Annotated in this window: 16 protein-coding genes; 8 read left to right on the top strand and 8 right to left on the bottom strand. The window is 72.9% G+C overall.

Annotated features, from left to right (window positions below):
* Window positions 1-60: 60 nt before the first annotated feature.
* Both OGH68_RS01750 and OGH68_RS01745 read right to left on the bottom strand, forming a co-directional pair.
* A complete protein-coding gene (locus OGH68_RS01750; protein ID WP_264241468.1) occupies window positions 61-732 on the bottom strand; it encodes an endonuclease in 672 nt (223 codons plus the stop codon).
* On the bottom strand, window positions 729-1,859 hold the full coding sequence (locus tag OGH68_RS01745; RefSeq protein ID WP_264241467.1) for a Vms1/Ankzf1 family peptidyl-tRNA hydrolase: 1,131 nt from the start codon (window positions 1,857-1,859) through the stop codon (window positions 729-731). The genes OGH68_RS01750 and OGH68_RS01745 overlap by 4 nt, the downstream gene beginning before the upstream one ends.
* 99 nt (window positions 1,860-1,958) lie before the next feature.
* Between OGH68_RS01745 and OGH68_RS01740 the strand changes: the two genes are divergently transcribed.
* Window positions 1,959-2,216, top strand: coding sequence for a DUF6158 family protein (locus OGH68_RS01740; protein WP_264241466.1), 258 nt, complete (start codon window positions 1,959-1,961; stop codon window positions 2,214-2,216).
* Between the two features lie 97 nt (window positions 2,217-2,313).
* On the opposite strand, the gene OGH68_RS01735 is transcribed toward OGH68_RS01740, so the two are convergent.
* From OGH68_RS01735 to OGH68_RS01715, 5 genes are all read right to left on the bottom strand, one after another.
* The gene (locus tag OGH68_RS01735; RefSeq protein WP_264241465.1) at window positions 2,314-2,871 is read right to left on the bottom strand and encodes a type 1 glutamine amidotransferase domain-containing protein; all 558 of its coding nucleotides are present in this window, start codon (window positions 2,869-2,871) and stop codon (window positions 2,314-2,316) included.
* Window positions 2,872-2,873: 2 nt separating this feature from the next.
* Window positions 2,874-3,302, bottom strand: a complete 429-nt coding sequence (locus tag OGH68_RS01730; protein ID WP_264241464.1) for a CBS domain-containing protein — start codon at window positions 3,300-3,302, stop codon at window positions 2,874-2,876.
* A gap of 391 nt (window positions 3,303-3,693) precedes the next feature.
* On the bottom strand, window positions 3,694-4,680 hold the full coding sequence (gene meaB, locus OGH68_RS01725; RefSeq protein ID WP_264241463.1) for a methylmalonyl Co-A mutase-associated GTPase MeaB: 987 nt from the start codon (window positions 4,678-4,680) through the stop codon (window positions 3,694-3,696).
* 4 nt (window positions 4,681-4,684) lie between these two features.
* Complete coding sequence (scpA, locus tag OGH68_RS01720; protein ID WP_264241462.1) at window positions 4,685-6,892, bottom strand: methylmalonyl-CoA mutase; 2,208 nt, start codon at window positions 6,890-6,892, stop codon at window positions 4,685-4,687.
* Window positions 6,892-8,781, bottom strand: coding sequence for a methylmalonyl-CoA mutase subunit beta (locus OGH68_RS01715; protein WP_264241461.1), 1,890 nt, complete (start codon window positions 8,779-8,781; stop codon window positions 6,892-6,894). The genes scpA and OGH68_RS01715 overlap by 1 nt, the downstream gene beginning before the upstream one ends.
* A 204-nt stretch (window positions 8,782-8,985) precedes the next feature.
* Here OGH68_RS01715 and OGH68_RS01710 point away from each other — a divergent pair, with 204 nt between their 5' ends.
* From OGH68_RS01710 to ligD, 4 genes are all read left to right on the top strand, one after another.
* Window positions 8,986-9,210 (top strand): DUF6458 family protein, encoded by a 225-nt coding sequence (locus tag OGH68_RS01710; protein WP_264241460.1) that lies wholly within the window; start codon window positions 8,986-8,988, stop codon window positions 9,208-9,210.
* 108 nt (window positions 9,211-9,318) lie between these two features.
* Entirely contained in the window at window positions 9,319-10,644 is a 1,326-nt protein-coding gene (locus OGH68_RS01705; protein ID WP_264241459.1) for an NAD(P)/FAD-dependent oxidoreductase, read from the top strand.
* A gap of 1 nt (window position 10,645) precedes the next feature.
* Window positions 10,646-12,493, top strand: coding sequence for a transketolase (locus tag OGH68_RS01700; RefSeq protein ID WP_264241458.1), 1,848 nt, complete (start codon window positions 10,646-10,648; stop codon window positions 12,491-12,493).
* Window positions 12,490-13,410, top strand: a complete 921-nt coding sequence (gene ligD, locus OGH68_RS01695) for a non-homologous end-joining DNA ligase (RefSeq protein ID WP_264241457.1) — start codon at window positions 12,490-12,492, stop codon at window positions 13,408-13,410. The genes OGH68_RS01700 and ligD overlap by 4 nt, the downstream gene beginning before the upstream one ends.
* Window positions 13,411-13,431: 21 nt before the next feature.
* Here the strand turns inward: ligD and OGH68_RS01690 are convergent, their stop codons facing one another.
* On the bottom strand, window positions 13,432-13,602 hold the full coding sequence (locus OGH68_RS01690; RefSeq protein WP_264241456.1) for a hydrophobic protein: 171 nt from the start codon (window positions 13,600-13,602) through the stop codon (window positions 13,432-13,434).
* Between the two features lie 76 nt (window positions 13,603-13,678).
* Here OGH68_RS01690 and OGH68_RS01685 point away from each other — a divergent pair, with 76 nt between their 5' ends.
* The 3 genes from OGH68_RS01685 (at window position 13,679) to OGH68_RS01675 (ending at window position 18,757) form a co-directional block, all read left to right on the top strand.
* Complete coding sequence (locus OGH68_RS01685; protein WP_264241455.1) at window positions 13,679-14,191, top strand: DUF6328 family protein; 513 nt, start codon at window positions 13,679-13,681, stop codon at window positions 14,189-14,191.
* A gap of 116 nt (window positions 14,192-14,307) precedes the next feature.
* Entirely contained in the window at window positions 14,308-14,943 is a 636-nt protein-coding gene (locus tag OGH68_RS01680) for an LAETG motif-containing sortase-dependent surface protein (protein ID WP_319020267.1), read from the top strand.
* A gap of 337 nt (window positions 14,944-15,280) precedes the next feature.
* Entirely contained in the window at window positions 15,281-18,757 is a 3,477-nt protein-coding gene (locus tag OGH68_RS01675; protein ID WP_264241453.1) for a phosphodiester glycosidase family protein, read from the top strand.
* Window positions 18,758-18,811: the final 54 nt, after the last annotated feature.

The following is an 18,811-nucleotide window of genomic DNA, read 5'->3' as shown; positions in this document are numbered from 1 at the left end:
CATGCCGGAGCCCTGCGGCCGTGCCGGGAATGGCCGGGGCCCCTGCCGCCGTGCCGGGAATCAGGCCGCCGCGTGTTCCTTCGCCGACTCGGCCACATCCTTGTCGAGCGCGGCGCGCACCAGACCGGCCGCCAGATGCGCGGGATCGGTGTCGTCCGCCAGCTTCAGCAGCGTGCCGGGGTCGTCGGCGACCCCCAGCCGGCGGGCGCCCCGGAGCGCCTTCTCGTCCAGCAGCGGCCCGGCCTCCGGCCAGACCGACTGCACCTCCCGCAGAAAGATGTCCACCCCGGCGGGCCCGAGCCCTGGGACCTCCCGCAGAAGACGGCGGAGCTCGCCGAGGTCGCCGCCGGCCTTCTCCCGCATCCGGCGCAGATCGCCGCCGTAGTGTTCGAGCAGCAGCTGCGCACCGTCGCCCAGCTGGGTGGCCGTCCGCTCGTCGTAACGGCGGTAGCCGCCGCGGCCGAGGGCGTCGACGCGGTCCTGCCACGTGGCCTCCAGCATCGCCCGCGGACTGCGCATCCCGGCATCGCCGAGTTCACGGGCGGCGGCGAGCGCCACGGAGGCGCGGATACGTGCGCTCAGCAGGTGGGCGAGCACCAGCAGCCGGTACAGCGGTTGCGGGGTGTCCCGGAGTTTGATCCCGGCCTCCTCCGCGTAGGTGCGGCCGTTGTCGTCGAGGAGCGCGTGGAGCACCGCGCGCTGCTGCTTCTCACCGCTGCGCCCGGCGGTCATCGCCGTTCCATCTCCTCGTACGGCCAGCGCAGCAGCGCTCCCAGGCCGCCGGCCGGAACGTCGTCGCCGCCGACAACGGCCGGCGGCAGGCTCTGCACCTCCGCACCGGTCACCGTCGCCGAACGCAGCAGCGCGTCGTCCGCCCGGGCCGACGCCGGGCGCGTGTCGCCCAGGTACTGCGTCTCGGACCGGCGTACGGCCAGCTGGTCGGCCTCGCCGCCGACCCAGACCTCACGGTGCGTGTCCGGGCCGTCGGGCCGTACGAGCAGCTCGGCGATCCGGTGTTCACGCGCCGCCTCCACCAGTGCGGGCACGCCCTCGGCGGTCGCGTCGTGGGCGGAGCGGAACCGGTTCAGCTCCTCTTCGGCCTTGTGGCGCAGGTGCTCGTGGCGGGCCTGCTCGATGTCCTGGTCGAGCAGGCGGGTCGTGGTGCCCTCGGCCCGGCCGCCGTGCTCGGACTCCACGGTGCGTGCGCCCAGCTGCGGGGGCAGTTTGTCGTGCACGGCCCGGCGCTCGCGCGGATCGCCCACCAGCACGATCAGATCGGCGCGGACGCCCGCGTCGCAGGCCGCGATCGCGGCCGCGACCTCGCCGGCGTTCTCCTCCCAGGTGTTCTCGACGCTCTGCTGGAAGTGCCGCTCGGACCAGTCGTCCCGTCCGGTCCGGTGCATCGGCCAGTCCTTGCCGTGGGCCTCGCCGGCGTCCCGGCTGCCGAGCGGCGTGCGTATCTCGAGGTCGGCGCCCAGCCGGTCGATGTAGGCGACGAGACACATCGGTTCCTGCGCCGCGAGGTCGAGCAGCGGCGACACATGCGGCAGCGCGGACCACTGGACGTCCACGGGGGCCGGCGGGCGGGCGGCCAGCGGCGGATCCAGGACCACCTGGCCGGCGGTGGCGAATACGGCCCGTCCCGCGCCGCGGGTGGGCCCCGGCCGTGACATCAGCGCGTCGTACACGGCGCGACCGGTCGCGTCGTCGGCCCCCTGGCGGGCGAGGGAATCGCACACGTCGCGGGCCTGGAGCTCGCGCCGTGCCGTCGTGGCCTCGTTCTCCCAGCTGGTGTCGAGATGAACGCTGGCCCATGGGCCGGGACGCTCGTAGAGAGGGGTGAGAAACGACAGCTGCATTACTTCCTCCCTCGGAGGCCGGGTATCGCGTCACGAGCGGGTACCCGTAGGCCGACCACCACACGCCACGACCAGCACCACTCGGAAGGGACGGTCGCCGTGAACGAGAACGAGCACGAGCACGAGCACCGGCACAGGGGCGTCGACCCGGCGGAACTCGGCGAACAGGACCTGCTGCGGGAACTGGAGACCATCCACCGGAGCCGGCACGACACTCTGCTGTACGGCTCGGCCGCCGCCCTGGAGGCGCACAACGTGCGGATGGCGGACCTGGAGGCCGAGTATCTGCGGCGCCACCCCGAGCGCCCCGTCGCGCCGGGCCGCACCCGAGCCGGCGCCCGGTCGCGGCAGCCGTGAACGCGTGGGCCGTGGACGCGGGCCGGGCGGGCGCTCCCGCGCCCGCCCGGCGACCCGTTGCGAAGTCGTCGTGAGCCGTCGACCGTCACAGGTCCGATCAGCGTCCCGCCGCCGCTCCGGAGAGCTTGGCGAACTCGGCGGTGAACGCCTCGCAGAACGCCTCGAGATCGCCCGGCTTGCGGCTGGTGATGAGGGTGCTGGGCGCGCCCTCGCAGACCTTGACCTGTTCGTCCACCCAGTCGGCACCCGCGTTGAGCAGGTCCGTGCGCAGACTCGGCCATGACGTCATGGTGCGGCCGCGCACCACGTCCGCCTCGATCAGCGTCCACGGCGCATGGCAGATCGCCGCGACCGGCTTGCCCGCCTCGAAGAACGCCTTCACGAATGCGACGGCGTCCTTGTCCAGCCGCAGCGCGTCGGGATTGGCCACACCGCCGGGCAGCACCAGGGCGCCGAACTCGTCCACCGAGGCGTCCGCGACCACCTGGTCGACGGGAAAGGTCTCCGCCTTGTCGAGATGGTCGAATGCCTGCACCTGACCGGGACGCGTCGACACCAGCTGCGGCTTGTCCCCGGTGTCCGCCACGGCCTTCCACGGCTCCGTGAGTTCGACCTGTTCGACCCCTTCGGGGGCTGTCAGAAACGCGATCAGCATGATCAGCTCCTTTCGTTGTTGCTCTCGGCGAGGCTGATCTCGGCCAGGGCAGAGCCGGGATCCTGGACGGCGGCCAGATCACCGATGCTCACCACCCCGAGCGGACGGCCGTCCTCCACCACCGGCAGCCTGCGCACCGCGTGGGTGCGCATCAGACGCACGGCCGACGCCACCGAATCGTCGGGGGTCACGCACACAGGGTCGGGCGTGCACGCGGAGACGGCGCTGACACCGACGGGATCGGCTCCCTCGGCGACCGAGCGCAGGGTGATGTCCCGGTCGGTGAGCACGCCGACCACGCGGTCGCCGTCGGCGACCAGCACATCGCCGATGTCCAGGTCCCGCATCAGCCGGGCCGCCTCGACCAGTGAGGCGTCCGGCCGGACCGCCGCCACACCGGCCGTCATCACTTCTCTTACGATCTCTGCCATCGCTGCTCGCCTTCCAGTGGAAATCCCTGCCGGCCCGCTCCGGGCGGCTGCCGCCGGGCGGGTACCCAGGTGCCCCGGCAGTGACACGGAAGGACGGCCGGACAGGGCACCGATCCGGAGAGGCGATGTTTGGGTCCGGGGGAGACGGGGACCCGGAGATCGGCCGAGCGGCCATGGGATGGGAGAACGGGCCGGGCACGGAGAATCGGCGGACCTCCGTGCCCGGCCCGCCCCTTGCCCCGGTGGGGCGTACGCCGGACCGGCCAACAGCCGCCCGTGAGACGCCGGCGGCCGCGACCGGAACGGCCGCAGGCACAGCCCGCGGACGGCGGACCGGAGAACGGGACGCGGCACGGTGACGGCGGCTCCTGCGGCCGTCCGAACCGTACTCCTACGGCCGCCCGAAGGCGTCGAGGATGCGCTCGGCCGCGAGCGTCGCGGTCAGCTCGCCGTCGCGCACCAGCTGTTCCAGGCCGGGGGTCAGTTCACGCACACCCGGGTGCCGGCGCAGCCGGTCCAGCAGGGTGTCGTGGACCATCGCCCAGGTCCACTCGATCTGCTGCTCGCGGCGCTTGGCGTCGAGCGTGCCCGCCGCCGAGAGCACCGCCCGGTGCTGCTCCAGCCGCTCCCACACGGCGTCGAGTCCGGTGCCCTCCCGGGCGCTGCACGACAGGACCGGCGGCGTCCACGCGGCGTCCGCCGGGTTCATCAGGCGCAGCGCCCCGGCCAGTTCACGGGCGGCGGAGCGGGCGTCCCGCTCGTGCGGGCCGTCGGCCTTGTTGACCGCGATCACGTCTGCCAGCTCCAGCACGCCCTTCTTGATGCCCTGCAGCTGGTCGCCGGTGCGGGCGAGACTCAGCAGCAGGAACGAGTCGACCATGCCGGCCACGGCGGTCTCCGACTGGCCGACCCCGACCGTCTCGACGAGCACGACGTCGTAGCCGGCGGCCTCCATCACGACCATCGTCTCCCGGGTCGCCCTGGCGACCCCGCCCAGCGTCCCCGAGCTGGGGGAGGGGCGTACAAATGCCGCCGGGTCCACCGCCAGGCGCTCCATCCGGGTCTTGTCACCCAGGATCGAGCCGCCGGTGCGGCTGGACGACGGGTCGACGGCGAGGACCGCCACCCGGTGCCCGAGCCCGGTCAGCATCGAGCCGAGAGCGTCGATGAACGTGGACTTGCCGACGCCGGGCACGCCGCTGATGCCGACCCTCCGCGCCGCGCCGGTGAACGGCAGCAGCTCGGTCAGCAACTGCTGGGCGAGCGCCCGGTGGTCGGGGCGGCCCGACTCCACCAGCGTGACGGCGCGGGCGATGTACGCCCGCGAACCGTCACGCACTCCCTTGACGTACGCGTCGACGTCGATCCTCGGCGGCATGGGCCTACGACTCGTGGCCGAGCGAGGCGGCCAGCGTCCGTACCAGGTCCCTGGCGGCGTCCGGGATGACCGTGCCCGGTGGGAAGACGGCCGCCGCACCGGCCTCGTGGAGCGCGGGGACGTCCTGCGGCGGGATCACACCGCCCACGACGATCATGATGTCGTCGCGTCCCTCGGCGGCCAGCTGCTCCCGCAGCGCGGGCACCAGCGTCAGATGACCGGCGGCCAGCGACGAGACGCCGACGATGTGCACGTCCGCCTCGACCGCCTGCCGTGCCACCTCGGCCGGCGTCTGGAACAGCGGGCCGACGTCCACGTCGAAACCGAGGTCGGCGAACGCGGTCGCGATCACCTTCTGACCGCGGTCATGACCGTCCTGCCCCATCTTGGCGACCAGGATGCGCGGCCGGCGCCCCTCGTCCTGCTCGAACGCGTCGACCAGGGCACGGGTCTCGTCCACCGCGGGCGACATACCTGCCTCGTTCCTGTACACGCCGGAGATCGTACGGATCTGGCCCGAGTGCCTGCCGTACACCTTCTCCAGGGCGTCGGAGATCTCACCGACCGTGGCCATGGCACGGGCCGCGTCCACGGCCAGCGCCAGCAGATTGCCCTCCAGGCCGCCGCCCTGCGCCGGCCCGGCCTGCGCCGCCGCAGTCAGGGCGCGCAGCGCGTCCTGGCAGGCGGCCTCGTCGCGCTCCGCGCGCAGCCGCCGGAGCTTCTCGATCTGCTGGGCGCGCACCTGGGAGTTGTCAACCTTGAGCACCTCGATCTGCTCGTCGGACTCCACCCGGTACTTGTTCACGCCGATCACCGGCTGCCGGCCGGAGTCGATACGGGCCTGGGTGCGGGCTGCGGCCTCCTCCACCCGCAGCTTGGGGATGCCGGCGTCGATGGCCTTCGCCATGCCGCCGGCGGCCTCGACCTCCTCGATGTGCTGCCAGGCGCGCCGGGCGAGGTCGTGCGTCAGCCTCTCGACGTACGCGCTGCCGCCCCACGGGTCGATGACCCGGCAGGTCCCGGACTCCTGCTGGAGCAGCAGCTGCGTGTTGCGGGCGATGCGGGCCGAGAAGTCGGTCGGCAGCGCCAGCGCCTCGTCGAGGGCGTTGGTGTGCAGCGACTGGGTGTGGCCCTGCGTCGCGGCCATCGCCTCGACACAGGTGCGGGTGACGTTGTTGAAGACGTCCTGCGCCGTGAGCGACCAGCCGGAGGTCTGCGAGTGGGTGCGCAGCGACAGCGACTTGGGGTTCTTCGGGTCGAACCGCTTCACCAGCTTCGCCCACAGCAGCCGCGCCGCCCGCAGCTTGGCGACCTCCATGAAGAAGTTCATGCCGATCGCCCAGAAGAACGACAGCCGGGGCGCGAACGCGTCCACGTCCATGCCGGCCGCGACGCCCGCCCGCAGATACTCCATGCCGTCGGCCAGCGTGTACGCGAGCTCCAGGTCGGCCGTGGCCCCGGCCTCCTGGATGTGGTAGCCCGAGATGGAGATCGAGTTGTAGCGCGGCATCTTCTGCGAGGTGAACGCGAAGATGTCCGAGATGATCCGCATCGAGGGGCCGGGCGGATAGATGTAGGTGTTGCGGACCATGAACTCCTTGAGGATGTCGTTCTGGATGGTCCCCGCCAGCTTCTCGGCCGGTACGCCCTGCTCCTCCGCGGCCACGATGTACAGCGCCAGGACCGGCAGCACCGCGCCGTTCATGGTCATCGACACGCTCATGCGGTCCAGCGGAATGCCGTCAAACAGCTGCCGCATGTCGTAGATCGAGTCGATCGCCACGCCGGCCATGCCGACGTCCCCGGTCACCCGCGGATGGTCGCTGTCGTACCCGCGGTGCGTCGGCAGGTCGAAGGCGACGGACAGGCCCCTCTGGCCGGCCGCCAGATTCCGCCGGTAGAAGGCGTTCGACTCCTCGGCCGTGGAGAACCCGGCGTACTGACGGATCGTCCAGGGCTGGTTGACGTACATCGTCGGGTACGGGCCGCGCAGGTACGGCGCCACGCCCGGATACGTCGAGAGGAAGTCGACGCCCTCGAGATCACCGTCCGTGTACAGGGGCTTCACCCCGATGCCCTCCGGCGTCTCCCACACCAGCTCACCGGGCTCCTTGCCGGTGGCCGCCTCGACCGCCGCCTGCCACTGCTCCCGACCGGCCGTTCCCGCGGCGGCGGGCCCCAGCTCGATCCCCGTGAAGTCCGGGATGCCCATCACACCACTCCGATCCGGTCGAGGGCCCCGGTCAGCACCGCGACCGCGTCGCCGCCCGCGACGACGAACTCGTCGACCCCGGCCCTCTCGTACGTCTCTCGTTGTTCGCCGGGCCGCCCGGCGAGATACACCCGCCGCGCGCCGGCCGCCTTCAGGGCCTCGGCCACGCCGGCGGCCTGCTGCTCGTAGAGCGCGTCGCTCGAGCAGATGCACGCCACCACGGCGCCGCTGGCCGCGAACGCCGCAGCGGCCGAGTCCGCGTCGACGGTCACCGGGTCGTGCACCGGCTCGATGCCGCCCGCCTGGAAGAGGTTGGCCGCGAAGCCCGCCCGCGCGGTGTGCGCGGCAGCCGGGCCGAGCGCCGCGACGAACACCTTCGGCCGGTCGCCCGTCGCCGCCAGGTGCGCGTCGGACCGCGCCCGCAGCGCCTCGAACGCCTCGTCACGGCGCACCACGGGCAGGCCGCCCGAGGGCCGCCGCGGTGCCGGGTCCCGCTCCACCGCCGCCTGACCCAGCAGCGGGAACTCGCTGACGCCGGTGACCGGTTCGCGGCGGGTGGCCAGCCGCCGCCGGCGGACCTCCCAGGCCGCGCCGATCCGCTCCTCGATCAGGCCGCCGCGCAGCGCGGCGGCCTGGCCGCCGGCCCGCTCGATCTCCTGGAACCACGCCCAGGCCGCCTCGGCGAGCTCGTCCGTGAGCCGCTCCACGTACCAGGAGCCGCCCGCCGGGTCGACGACGCGGCCCAGATGCGACTCCTCGATCAGGATCGTGGACGTGTTACGGGCGATGCGGCGCGCGAACGCGTCCGGCAGGCCCAGCGCGTGGTCGAACGGAAGCACGGTCACCGCGTCGGCGCCGCCCACGCCCGCGGCCAGCGAGGCGACCGTGGTGCGCAGCATGTTCACCCACGGGTCGCGGCGCGCCATCATGACCGCCGACGTCACCGCGTGCTGGCGCTGGGCACCGGCCGGGCCGCTCACGCCGCACACCTCGGCCACCCGTGACCACAGCCGGCGTGCCGCACGGAGCTTGGCGATCGTCAGGAACTGGTCGGCGGTGGCCGCGTACCGGAACTCCAACTGCCCGCAGGCCGCTTGGGCGTCCAGCCCGGCACCGGTCAGCTCACGCAGCCAGAGGACACCGGTCGCCAGCGAGCAGCCCAGTTCCTGGGCGGCGCTCGCCCCGGCCTCGTGGTACGGGAGCGCGTCGACGCTCACCGCACGCAGGAGCGGGTACGACCCGTGGCACAGGGCGGCGAGTTGGGCGGCCGCGGCCGTGCCCTCCTCGATGCCGGTGTGGCGGCCGGTGCGGGCGGCGTGGCCCAGCGGGTCCGCGCCGAGACGGCCGAGCGCCGCCTCGGGCGCCACGCCCCGCTTCTCGTACAGGCCGAGCAGTTCGCGCGCCGCCGCGTCGAAGGCGCCGCCCGCGTCGAGCACCACGGGAGCCAGGTCCAGATGGACGCCCTCCAGCGCCGCGGCCAGGTCCTCCACGGGCACGCCCGCCTCGCCGACGGCCAGCCACACCGAGGCGGCGCCGTTCTCCAGGTCGGTGAGCACCGCCTCGTTCGTACGGGCCGCGTCCGGCCGTTCGTGACGCTGGCGTACATCCCAGCCCGCCACCGAACCGCCCTGCGGTGTGCCGCCACGCGTGAACGGCGCGAACCCCGGCCAGCCCGCGGAGGCCGCCGGGGGCGCGCCGTCCGCCGTGTAGAGCGGACGGGTGGTGATCCCGTCCTCCAGGGCAGTGGACAGCGCGTCCTCGGCCGCGGCCCCGGCCGCGTCCCTGCCTGCCTTGCGCAGCACGCCTTCGACCAGGCGCTGCCACTGTTCGTGGTTCGCATCCGGGAACTCGGCGGCCAGTGAGAACCCGTCATCGGGAAGGACCGTCATGCCACGGATCGTAGGACAGCCACCCAGAGTCACAGCAGGCCCCGGAGCTGTGACTTTGCCCTCCCCGGATGCTCTTGATCCCTTGCCCGGCGTGCCCTATCCGGGGCCGCCGGCCAAGGGCCGTGCGCGGCCCGCCATGCATGGCCCTACCTCCGGCGGGTACCCGGAAGCGGACCATCCGACCTACAGAAACAGGTGAGACTCATGGGTCTTGGCGGATGCATCATCCTGATCGCCGTCGGCGCGATCCTCACATTCGCCACCGACTGGGAGGTGCAGGGCGCCAACCTCGACGTCATCGGTCTGATCCTCATGGCCGTCGGCATCATCGGCGTCGCGACCTTCACCAGCATCGCCCGGCGCAGGCGCGTGGTCGTGCCGCCCTCCACGCCGGTGGTCGAGGACCCGAACCGCCGCACCTACGAGTGACGCGGCCGGACGGCCGCCGCTGGTTTGACGGCCGGGGCCACGGGCACCCGGGATCCGCGCTCGACGTGCACATTCCGTATTCATCCCCGTTCGCGGACGGAGCAGATCGTGAGCCGTTCCCGAGTCGTGGTCGTCGGAGCCGGGTTCGCCGGCTTCCAGGCGGCCCGCACCCTCAGCCGGAACCTGCGGGACAAGGCAGAGGTGGTGCTGCTCAACCCGACCGACTACTTCCTCTACCTTCCGCTGCTCCCCCAGGTGGCGGCCGGAATCCTCGAGCCGCGCCGGGTGACGGTCTCCCTCCCCGGCGCCCTGCCCCGGGTCCGCCTGGTGCTCGGCCAGGCCACCGGGGTCGACCTCGAAGGCCGGCAGGTCCACTACGAAGGACCAGAAGGCGGCACGGGCCGGCTCACGTACGACCGGCTGGTCCTGGCCGTCGGCAGTGTGAACAAACTGCTGCCCGTGCCCGGCATCACCGAACACGCTCACGGCTTCCGCGGGCTGCCGGAGGCGCTCTACCTGCGCGACCACCTCACCCGCCAGATGGAGCTGTCCGCCGCGGCGGACAGCTCCGAGGAACGCACCGCCCGCCGCACGTTCGTCGTCGTCGGCGCCGGCTACACCGGGACGGAAGTCGCCGCCCAGGGAGCGCTGTTCACCCGGGCGCAGGCCGAGCGGCAGCGCGTCGGCCACGTCGGCGTCCGGCCGCGCTGGATCCTGGTGGACATCGCCGACCGGGTACTGCCCGAACTGGACCGCAGGCTCTCCGACACCGCCGGCCGGGTGCTGCGCCAACGCGGCGTCGAGGTCCGCACCAAGACCTCCGTCAAGGAGGCCACGGCGACCGGGGTGCTGCTCGACGACGGCGACGACATCGCCACCCACACCCTGGTCTGGTGCGTGGGTGTGCGACCCGACCCCCTCGTCTCCGACGTGGGACTGCCTGCGGAACGCGGCCGGCTGGTCGTCGACTCCAGGCTCACCGTGCCCGGGCACCCGGAAGTCTTCGCCTGCGGCGACGCCGCCGCGGTCCCCGACGTCACCCGGCCCGGCGAGTACACACCGATGACGGCCCAGCACGCCGCCCGGCAGGGCAGGACGGCCGGCCACAACGTCGCCGCGTCGCTCGGCCGCGGCACCGCGCAGGCCTACTCCCACCACGACCTCGGCTTCGCCGTCGACCTCGGTGGCGTCAAGGCGGCCGCGAACCCTCTCGGCGTGCCGCTGTCCGGACCTCTCGCGGGCGCCGTCACCCGCGGCTACCACCTCGCGGCGATGCCCGGGAACCGGGTACGGGTCGCCGCCGACTGGGTCCTGGACGCCGTGCTGCCCCGGCAGGCGGTCCAGCTGGGACTCGTGCGTTCGGGGTCCGTCCCGCTGGACAACGCCTCGCCCGAACTGGCACGGGTCCCGGGCGCCTCCTCCAAGGAGAGTTGAGATGCAGGACGAACAACTCGCGGAACTCGCCCAGCAGCTGCGCGTCGACGCGGTACGCGCCGCCGACGCGGCAGGCTCCGGCCACCCCACCTCCTCCATGTCCGCGGCCGAACTCGGCGCCGTGCTGCTCGCCCGCCATCTGCGTTACGACTTCGACCGGCCCGAGCACGCGGGCAACGACCGGCTCGTGCTCTCGAAAGGGCACGCCTCGCCGCTGCTGTATGCCATGTACCTGGCGGCGGGCGCCATCGACGACGAGGAACTCCTCACCTTCCGGAAGAAGGGCAGCCGCCTCGAAGGACACCCCACGCCGAGGCTGCCCTGGGTCGACGTCGCCACCGGATCGCTCGGACAGGGACTGCCCGTGGGCGTCGGCATGGCGCTCGCCGGCAAGCGGCTGGACGACATCCCGTACCGCGTGTGGGTCCTCTCCGGCGACAGCGAGATGGCGGAGGGCTCCGTCTGGGAGGCCGTCGAGCACGCGTCGTACGAGGGGCTGGACAATCTGACCCTGCTCCTCGACGTCAACCGGCTCGGCCAGCGCGGCCCCACCCGCTTCGGCTGGGACCTCGACGCCTACGCCCGCCGGCTGCGGGCCCACGGCTGGCACACCGTCGAGACCGACGGACACGACGTCAGGGCCGTCGACGAGGCCCTCTCCGAAGCCACCGCCACCGTCGGCCGCCCCACCGCGGTCATCGCCCGCACGGACAAGGGCCACGGAGTGACCGCCGTGCAGGACCAGGAGGGCAAGCACGGCAAACCGCTGCCCGACGCCGAGGAGGCGATCGCCGAGCTCGGCGGGGTGCGCACCGCCCGCGTCCAGGTCCGGACGCCGCCCCCGGCCCGCGTCCTGCACGCCCGCCGCAGCGGCGGGCTGACCCTGCCCGGGTACGAGAAGGGCGACGAGGTCGCACCCCGCACCGCGTACGGCGAGGCCCTCACCGCGCTCGGCGCCGCGCGTACGGACGTCGTGGCACTCGACGCGGAGGTGGGCGACTCGACCCGGGCCGAGTACTTCGCCAAGGAGCACCCCGACCGGTACTTCCAGTGCTACATCGCCGAACAGCAGCTGGTCGCCGCGGCGGTGGGGATGTACGTCCGGGGCTACGTGCCCTTCGCCTCCACGTTCGCCGCGTTCCTGACCCGTGCCCACGACTTCGTGCGCATGGCGGCCGTCAGCCGCGCCTCCGTCAACCTCGTCGGCTCCCACGCGGGCGTCGCCATCGGCCAGGACGGGCCGTCCCAGATGGGCCTCGAGGACCTGGCGATGTTCCGCTCCGTGCCGGGCAGCACCGTCCTCTACCCGTGCGACGGCAACCAGACCGCCCGGCTCGTGGCCGCCATGGCCGATCTGCCGAACATCAGCTATCTGCGCACCAGCCGCGCCGACATGCCGGTGCTCTACGGCCCCGACGAGGCCTTCCCGGTCGGCGGCTCCAAGGTGCTGCGCTCCTCCCACCGGGACCGCGTCTGCGTCGTCGCCGCGGGCGTGACCGTCCACGAGTCGCTGGCCGCCGCCGCCCTGCTGGAACGCGAGGGCATCCCGGTGCGGGTCATCGACCTGTACTCGGTGAAGCCGGTCGACGGGGGCACCCTGCAGACGGCCGCCGACGACACCGGCTGCCTGCTGACCGTGGAGGACCACCGCACCGAGGGCGGCCTCGGCGACGCGGTGGCCGAGGCGTTCTCCGACGGGCGTCCCATGCCCCGGCTGGTACGGCTGGGCGTGCGCAACATCCCTGCCTCGGCCAAGCCCGAGGAACAGCTGCACGCCTCCGGCATCGACGCCGAGTCGATCGCGGCCGCCGTGCGTCTGCTCGTCGCGGAAGCCATGGTGCGCCCGTGAAGGACCGGCGGACGCACCGGGTACGGGCGGGCGGGCGTACCGTCCCGATCCAGCGGCCCGACAAGGTGCTCTTCCCGGACGACGGGATCACCAAGGCCTCACTCGCCGACTACTACCGGGCGATCGCGCCCCACATGCTGCCCCATCTGCGCGGCAGGCCGCTGATGCTCGAACGGCACCCCGACGGCATCGACGGTCCCCGCTTCATGCAGAAGAACACCCCGGACAGCTACCCGGACTGGGTGCGCAGGGTCGAGGTCGACAAGGCGGACGGCACCGTGTGCCACACGGTGTGCGACAACACCGCCACTCTGATGCACCTCGTCGACCAGGCGTGCCTGACCCTCCACCGCTGGCAGTCACGCGTCGGCAGCCTGGACCGGCCCGACCGGCTGGTGTTCGATCTGGACCCCTCGGGCAGCTCGGCGGACGACTTCGGCACCGTACGCCGGGCCGCGCGGCAGCTCGGGGAACTCCTCGACGACCTGCGCCTCGCGTCCGTGCTGATGACCACCGGCTCCCGTGGCCTCCATGTGATCGTCCCGCTGGCGGGCGAGTCGGACTTCGACACGGCGCGTTCCTTCGCCCAGGAGGTTGCGGACACCCTCGCGGAGCGCGACCCGGACCGGCTGACCACCGCGGCGCGCAAACAGGCCCGTGGCGACCGCCTCTACCTGGACGTGCAGCGCAACGGATACGCGCAGACCGCGGTGGTCCCCTATTCGGTGCGCGCCAGGCCCGGAGCCCCGGTGGCCACGCCGATCAGCTGGGACCAGCTGGACGACCCCGGTCTCGGCCCACGGCGCTGGACCGTCGCCGACGCGCTCGACCAGGCCCGTACCCGGCCGTGGGGCGACACGCTCGGCGGCCGGCGGGCACTGGGCCCGGCCGGCCGCCGGCTTGCCGCCCTTCGATAGGAGCGGCCCCTCGTCAGTCGTCTACCACCTGTACCAGCGCGACCGCCCGCCGCCTGCCGCCGTCCCGCGCATGACGAATCCCAGCAGCCAGACCACCAGAACGGCGAGAGCGATCCACCAAAGGACTTCCACTGCGAATCCCGCGCCGAAAAGAACGACAGCGAGAAGAAGAACGAGCAGGATAGGAACCATTGTCTGCACCTCCGTCACAGCGGGTGCCCATATTTTCCTGCCGCACACCGCCCGAGGCGAATGGAGTCTGAGCGTGATGGACCGGACCAGGGGAAACGGTGACACAAAGGGAAGTGGCGGCCCCGGGCGCGACGAGACCGAGGAGGAAAGGGCAGACCGGAAATGGGCCGACCTGATCCAGGAATTGCGGGTGGCGCAGACCGGCGTTCAGATCCTCTTCGGATTCCTCCTGACCGTCGCCTTTCAGCCACGCTTCGAGCAGCTGTCGCAGACGGACCAGACCATCTACTCCGTGACCGTCATCCTGGGCGCGGCCACCACCGGGGTGCTCGTCGGACCGGTCGCCTTCCACCGGATGCTCACCGGGCGGCGACTCAAGCCCGAGACGGTCGCCTGGGCCTCCCGCCTGACCATGCTGGGGCTGGTGCTGCTGCTGTGCACCATGGCGTTCGCGCTGCTGCTGATCCTTCGCGTCGTCCTGGACGACACCATCGCACTGTGGCTGGTCGTCGCCATGGTGGTGTGGTTCGTGGTGTGCTGGTTCGTGCTGCCCGCGTGGACCCGCGCCACCCGCCGTGGTCTCGACTGACGCTTTTTCAGCCCTCGAATCGCCCTATGAGGCAGCCCGGTTGTGAAGCCGTGCGGCCCTGGCGGTACTGTGCGCGCACCGCCTGACCGAAGGACGCGGTAATCGTGGAGGAATCAGTGACTGATACAAGAAGAACGTGGCGGCGCACCGGGGCATTCATAGCCGTCGCGTCGGCCGGCGCGCTCGGCGTCGGCCTTTCTGCCGCACCGGCTTTCGCGCACACGCCGGTGTGGTCGGTGACCTGTGATCAGGTCAGCGTCGACCTGACCGCGTACAGCCCCAACGAGGACAACACCGTGACGATCACGGTGGACGGCAAGGACCTCCTGCCGGCGAAGACGTTCAGGAAGGAATTCCACGACAGGCTGGAACTCCCCGCGCACGACAAGGAAGTCACCGTCCGCCTGATCATCGAGGCCGGCGACGGGGACCAGTTCTCCCGCGACGAGACCAAGACCGCGCCGGTCTGCGAGGACGACACGCCGAGCCCGTCGCCGTCGACCACGCCGCCCTCGCCGACGCCTCCTTCGCCGACTCCGAGCGTGTCCTCGCCGGCGCCCAGCGACACGCCGAGCACCAGCGCGCCCGCGACACCCCCGGCAGAGCCGAGCACCAGCGCGCCCGGCGGCGGCCTGGCGGAGACCGGTGGCTCCAGCGCCACCCCGCTGATCGCCGGTGCGGCCACCCTGGTGATCCTCGCCGGCGGCGGCATCATGTGGGCCGCGCGCAAGCGCCGCAGCGCACAGCACTGATGTGACGCCGGGCGGGTGGGCCGCCTTCGGCCCACCCGCCCTCCCAGTGTTGCGGCCGTCCCACGAGACGGGCGGCCGGCACCACGAAGCCGCCCACTCGACACGTCGAGTGGGCGGCTTCGTGCATGACCGGACGCGGGCTTGCGCCCAACGGCAAGGCGTCGTCGCTGTCGGAGTGGTGACGTCGCGTCACCGTGCACCGCCACGCGAAGACGCCAGGCACTCCCTGTTCCCTCGTCCTTCACTCCGACCCTCTGGCGCGATCCTCCCGGCCCGGCGATGCTGTCCGCCGACAGCGCTTACCACGTGCTCAACCCGCCGAATTCCAGGAGATGTTGTGGGCCTTGGCATAGCAAGACGCACCGTCGTGCTGGCCGCGACGCTGTCCGCACTCGTCGTGGGAGCCACCGCTCCCGCCGCCGCCGATCCCGCACCACCGCCGCCCCGGCAGTCGGCCGAGATACTGCGGCCCGTCGCACCGCCGCCCGCGAGCGACCCCGGCGGCAGCCAGGCCGCCGTCACCGACTCCGACGGCATCGAGACGGCCCGCAGCTCCCGGCCCGTCGCACCCGGCGTCCGGCTCACCTCGTACGACCGCCTCGAGGCCGACAAGTGGCTGCGCGTCGACGCGCTCTCCGTCGACCTCGGCGGCACGGTGCAGGCCGACTACCTGTCGTCCGGCAAGGTCACCGACCGGCACAGCGTCTCCGAACTCGCCGCCCGGCACGACCCGGGCGAGGGCCGGCGCACCGTCGCGGCCGTCAACGCGGACTTCTTCGACATCAACCAGACCGGCGCACCGCAGGGCCCCGGCATCAAGGACGGCCGGCTCACTCACTCGCCCGCCCCGGGCGCCCACCGTGCCGTCGGCATCGGCCCGGAAGGCGCGGGCCGGATCCTGCAGTTGTACTTCGACGGCACACTCACCGTGCCCGGCGGGCAACACACGCTGGGCGCGTACAACGCCGCCAACGTGCCCGCCGGCGGCATCGGCGCGTACACCTCCGCCTGGGGCGAGGCCGACCGGGCCCTCACCGTCGACTCCGCGACGCCGGTCGCGGAGGCCGCCGTCCGCGACGGCAAGGTCGTCACCGTCACGGACCGGCCCGGCACCGGGAACGTCCCCGCCGACACCACCGTGCTCGTCGGCCGGGAGGCGGGGGCCGCCGTACTGGCGGCCCTGAAGCCCGGCGACCCGGTGAGCATCGAGTACCGGCCGCGCACCGACAGCGGCCCCGTACCGCGTACGGCCGTCGGCGGTCGTGAACTCCTCGTCGTCGACGGCGTGCCGCAGAACCACGACGGCGCCGGCAACAACACCACCGCGCCGCGCACCGCCGTCGGTTTCTCCGGGGACGGCCGCACGATGCAGATCATCACCGTCGACGGCCGGCAGGCCGACAGCGGCGGCGTCACCCTCACCGAGCTCGGCCGGATGATGCGGAAGGCCGGCGCGCACAGCGCCCTCAACCTCGACGGTGGCGGCTCCTCGACCCTCGTCGCCCGCGCCGTGGGCAGCGACGTGTTCCACGTGGAGAACAGCCCCTCCGACGGCAGCGAGCGCGAGGTGCCCAACGGCCTTGCCCTGACCACCCCCGACGGCAGCGGACAGCTGCGCGGCTACTGGGTGGAGACCGCCGTACCGGCCCTGGCCGCGCCCACCGCCGACCCGGTCGTGGGCGGCCACCCGGAGCGGGTGTTCCCCGGGCTCACCCGCAGGCTCACCGCCGCCGGCCACGACGAGACGTACGGGCCGGCCGCGGGCGAGCCGCACTGGCGTTCCCTGCGGCCCTCCGTCGGCCGGGTCGACGACGACGGCGTCTTCCGGGCACGGCACAGCGGGACCACGGAGGTCCGTGCCGAGCGGGACGCCGCCCACGGCAGCATCCGCCTCACCGTGCTGGACGACCTGGCCCGGATCGAGCCGACCACCCGCCGCGTCTCCCTCGCGGACTCCGGTGCCACCGGCACCTTCGGTATCCTCGGCCTGGACGCCCAGGGCAACAGTGCGCCGATCGAACCCGGCGACGTACGGCTCGACTACGACCACGGTCTGTTCGACGTCCGCGACGACGGCCGCGGCGCCTTCACCGTCGCCGCACGCTCCGGCGACGGCACCGCCGGACTGATCACCGCGACGGTCGACGGCGCCCGTACCGTGCTCGCCGTCAGCGTCGGCCTCACCGAACAGGCCGTCACCGGCTTCGACGACGCCGGGTCCTGGACCTTCAGCCAGGCCCGTGCGAGCGGGTCCGTCGCGGCCACGCCCGACGGACACAGCGGCACCGGCCTCGAACTCTCCTACGACTTCACGAAGTCGACCGCGACCAGGGCCGCCTACGCCAACCCGCCGCAGCGGATCGCCGTCGCCGGCCAGCCACAGGCCTTCACGCTCTGGATCAAGGGCGACGGCAACGGCGCCTGGCCCACCCTGCACCTCAAGGACGCCGCCGGCTCCGACCAGTTGCTGCGCGGCCCCTATGTCACCTGGACCGGCTGGCAGCAGGTGCGGTTCCCCGTCCCGCAGGGCGCGGCGATGCCGCTGTCCGTGCACCGTTTCTATCTCGCGGAGACAGCCGCCGCCCGCCAGTACACCGGGCGGATCGTGATCGACGAGCTCCAGGCGCAGGTGCCGCCCCCGGTCGACCTGCCCGAGGCCCCGCGGGTCGTCGACCCGCTCATCGACCCGGCGGCCGTGACCGGGCAGCGCGACTGGCGGTTCGCCGTGATGTCCGACGCGCAGTTCGTCGCCCGCGCCCCGGACAGCCCGATCGTCGCCCAGGCCCGCCGGACGCTCCGTGAGATCAAGGCGGCCCGCCCCGACTTCCTGGTCGTCAACGGCGACCTCGTCGACGAGGGGTCACCGGAGGACCTCGCCTTCGCGCGCCGCGTGCTCACCGAGGAACTCGGGGACGAACTGCCCTGGTACTACGTGCCCGGCAACCACGAGGTGATGGGCGGGAGGATCGACAACTTCGTCGACGAGTTCGGCCCCGCGCAGCGCACGTTCGACCACCGGGGCACCCGCTTCATCACGCTCGACACCTCCAGCCTGACGCTGCGGGGCGGCGGGCTCGACCAGATCAAGGAGCTCCGCGCGCAGCTCGACGCGGCCGCGGCCGACCGGGGCATCAGCTCGGTGATGGTCATCGAGCACGTCCCGCCGCGCGACCCGACCGTCCAGCAGGCGAGCCGGCTCGGCGACCGCAAGGAAGCCGCGCTGATCGAGGACTGGCTGGCTCAGTTCCGCCGTACGACCGGCAAGGGCGCCGGACTGATCGGCAGCCACGTCGGGGTCTTCCACGCCGAGCACGTCGACGGCGTGCCGTACCTCGTCAACGGCAACTCCGGCAAGGCGCCGGCCGGGCCCGCGGACGAAGGAGGCTTCACCGGCTGGTCGCTCGTCGGCGTCGACCGTGTCCCGCACGCCGAGCAGGCGGCCGCCCGCCGGGCCCCCTGGGAGGCCGGGCCCGACTGGGTGTCCGTCCAGGCCCGGGCCCATGTCGACGCGCTGGAGCTCGAGACGCCCGTCGTCCTGCGCCCCGGCGACACCGGCGAGGCGAAGGCGACGGTCGTCCAGGGCGCACGACGGGTCCCCGTGACCTTCCCCGTCAGCGCGGACTGGTCGGGCTCGCCGAACCTCCACATCGGCACCGCGGACGACGCCCGCGGGCGTCATGTGGCGTCCTTCGACCCGGCGACGGGCCGGGTCACGGCGCTGCGTGCCGGCGCGTTCACGCTTGCGGTGACGGTCAACGGCACGACGCGAGAGGTGCGCGCGAACGTGGTGACGCCGCGCGACAAGGCGGCGTAGCCGCCTTTGTTGGCGGCCCGGGCCACGCACGGGAACGGTGCGTGGCCCGGGCCA

It is taken from the genome of Streptomyces peucetius (assembly GCF_025854275.1).
Taxonomy (GTDB): Bacteria; Actinomycetota; Actinomycetes; order Streptomycetales; family Streptomycetaceae; genus Streptomyces; species Streptomyces peucetius_A.
This window is presented reverse-complemented; position numbering and strand designations above follow the sequence as displayed.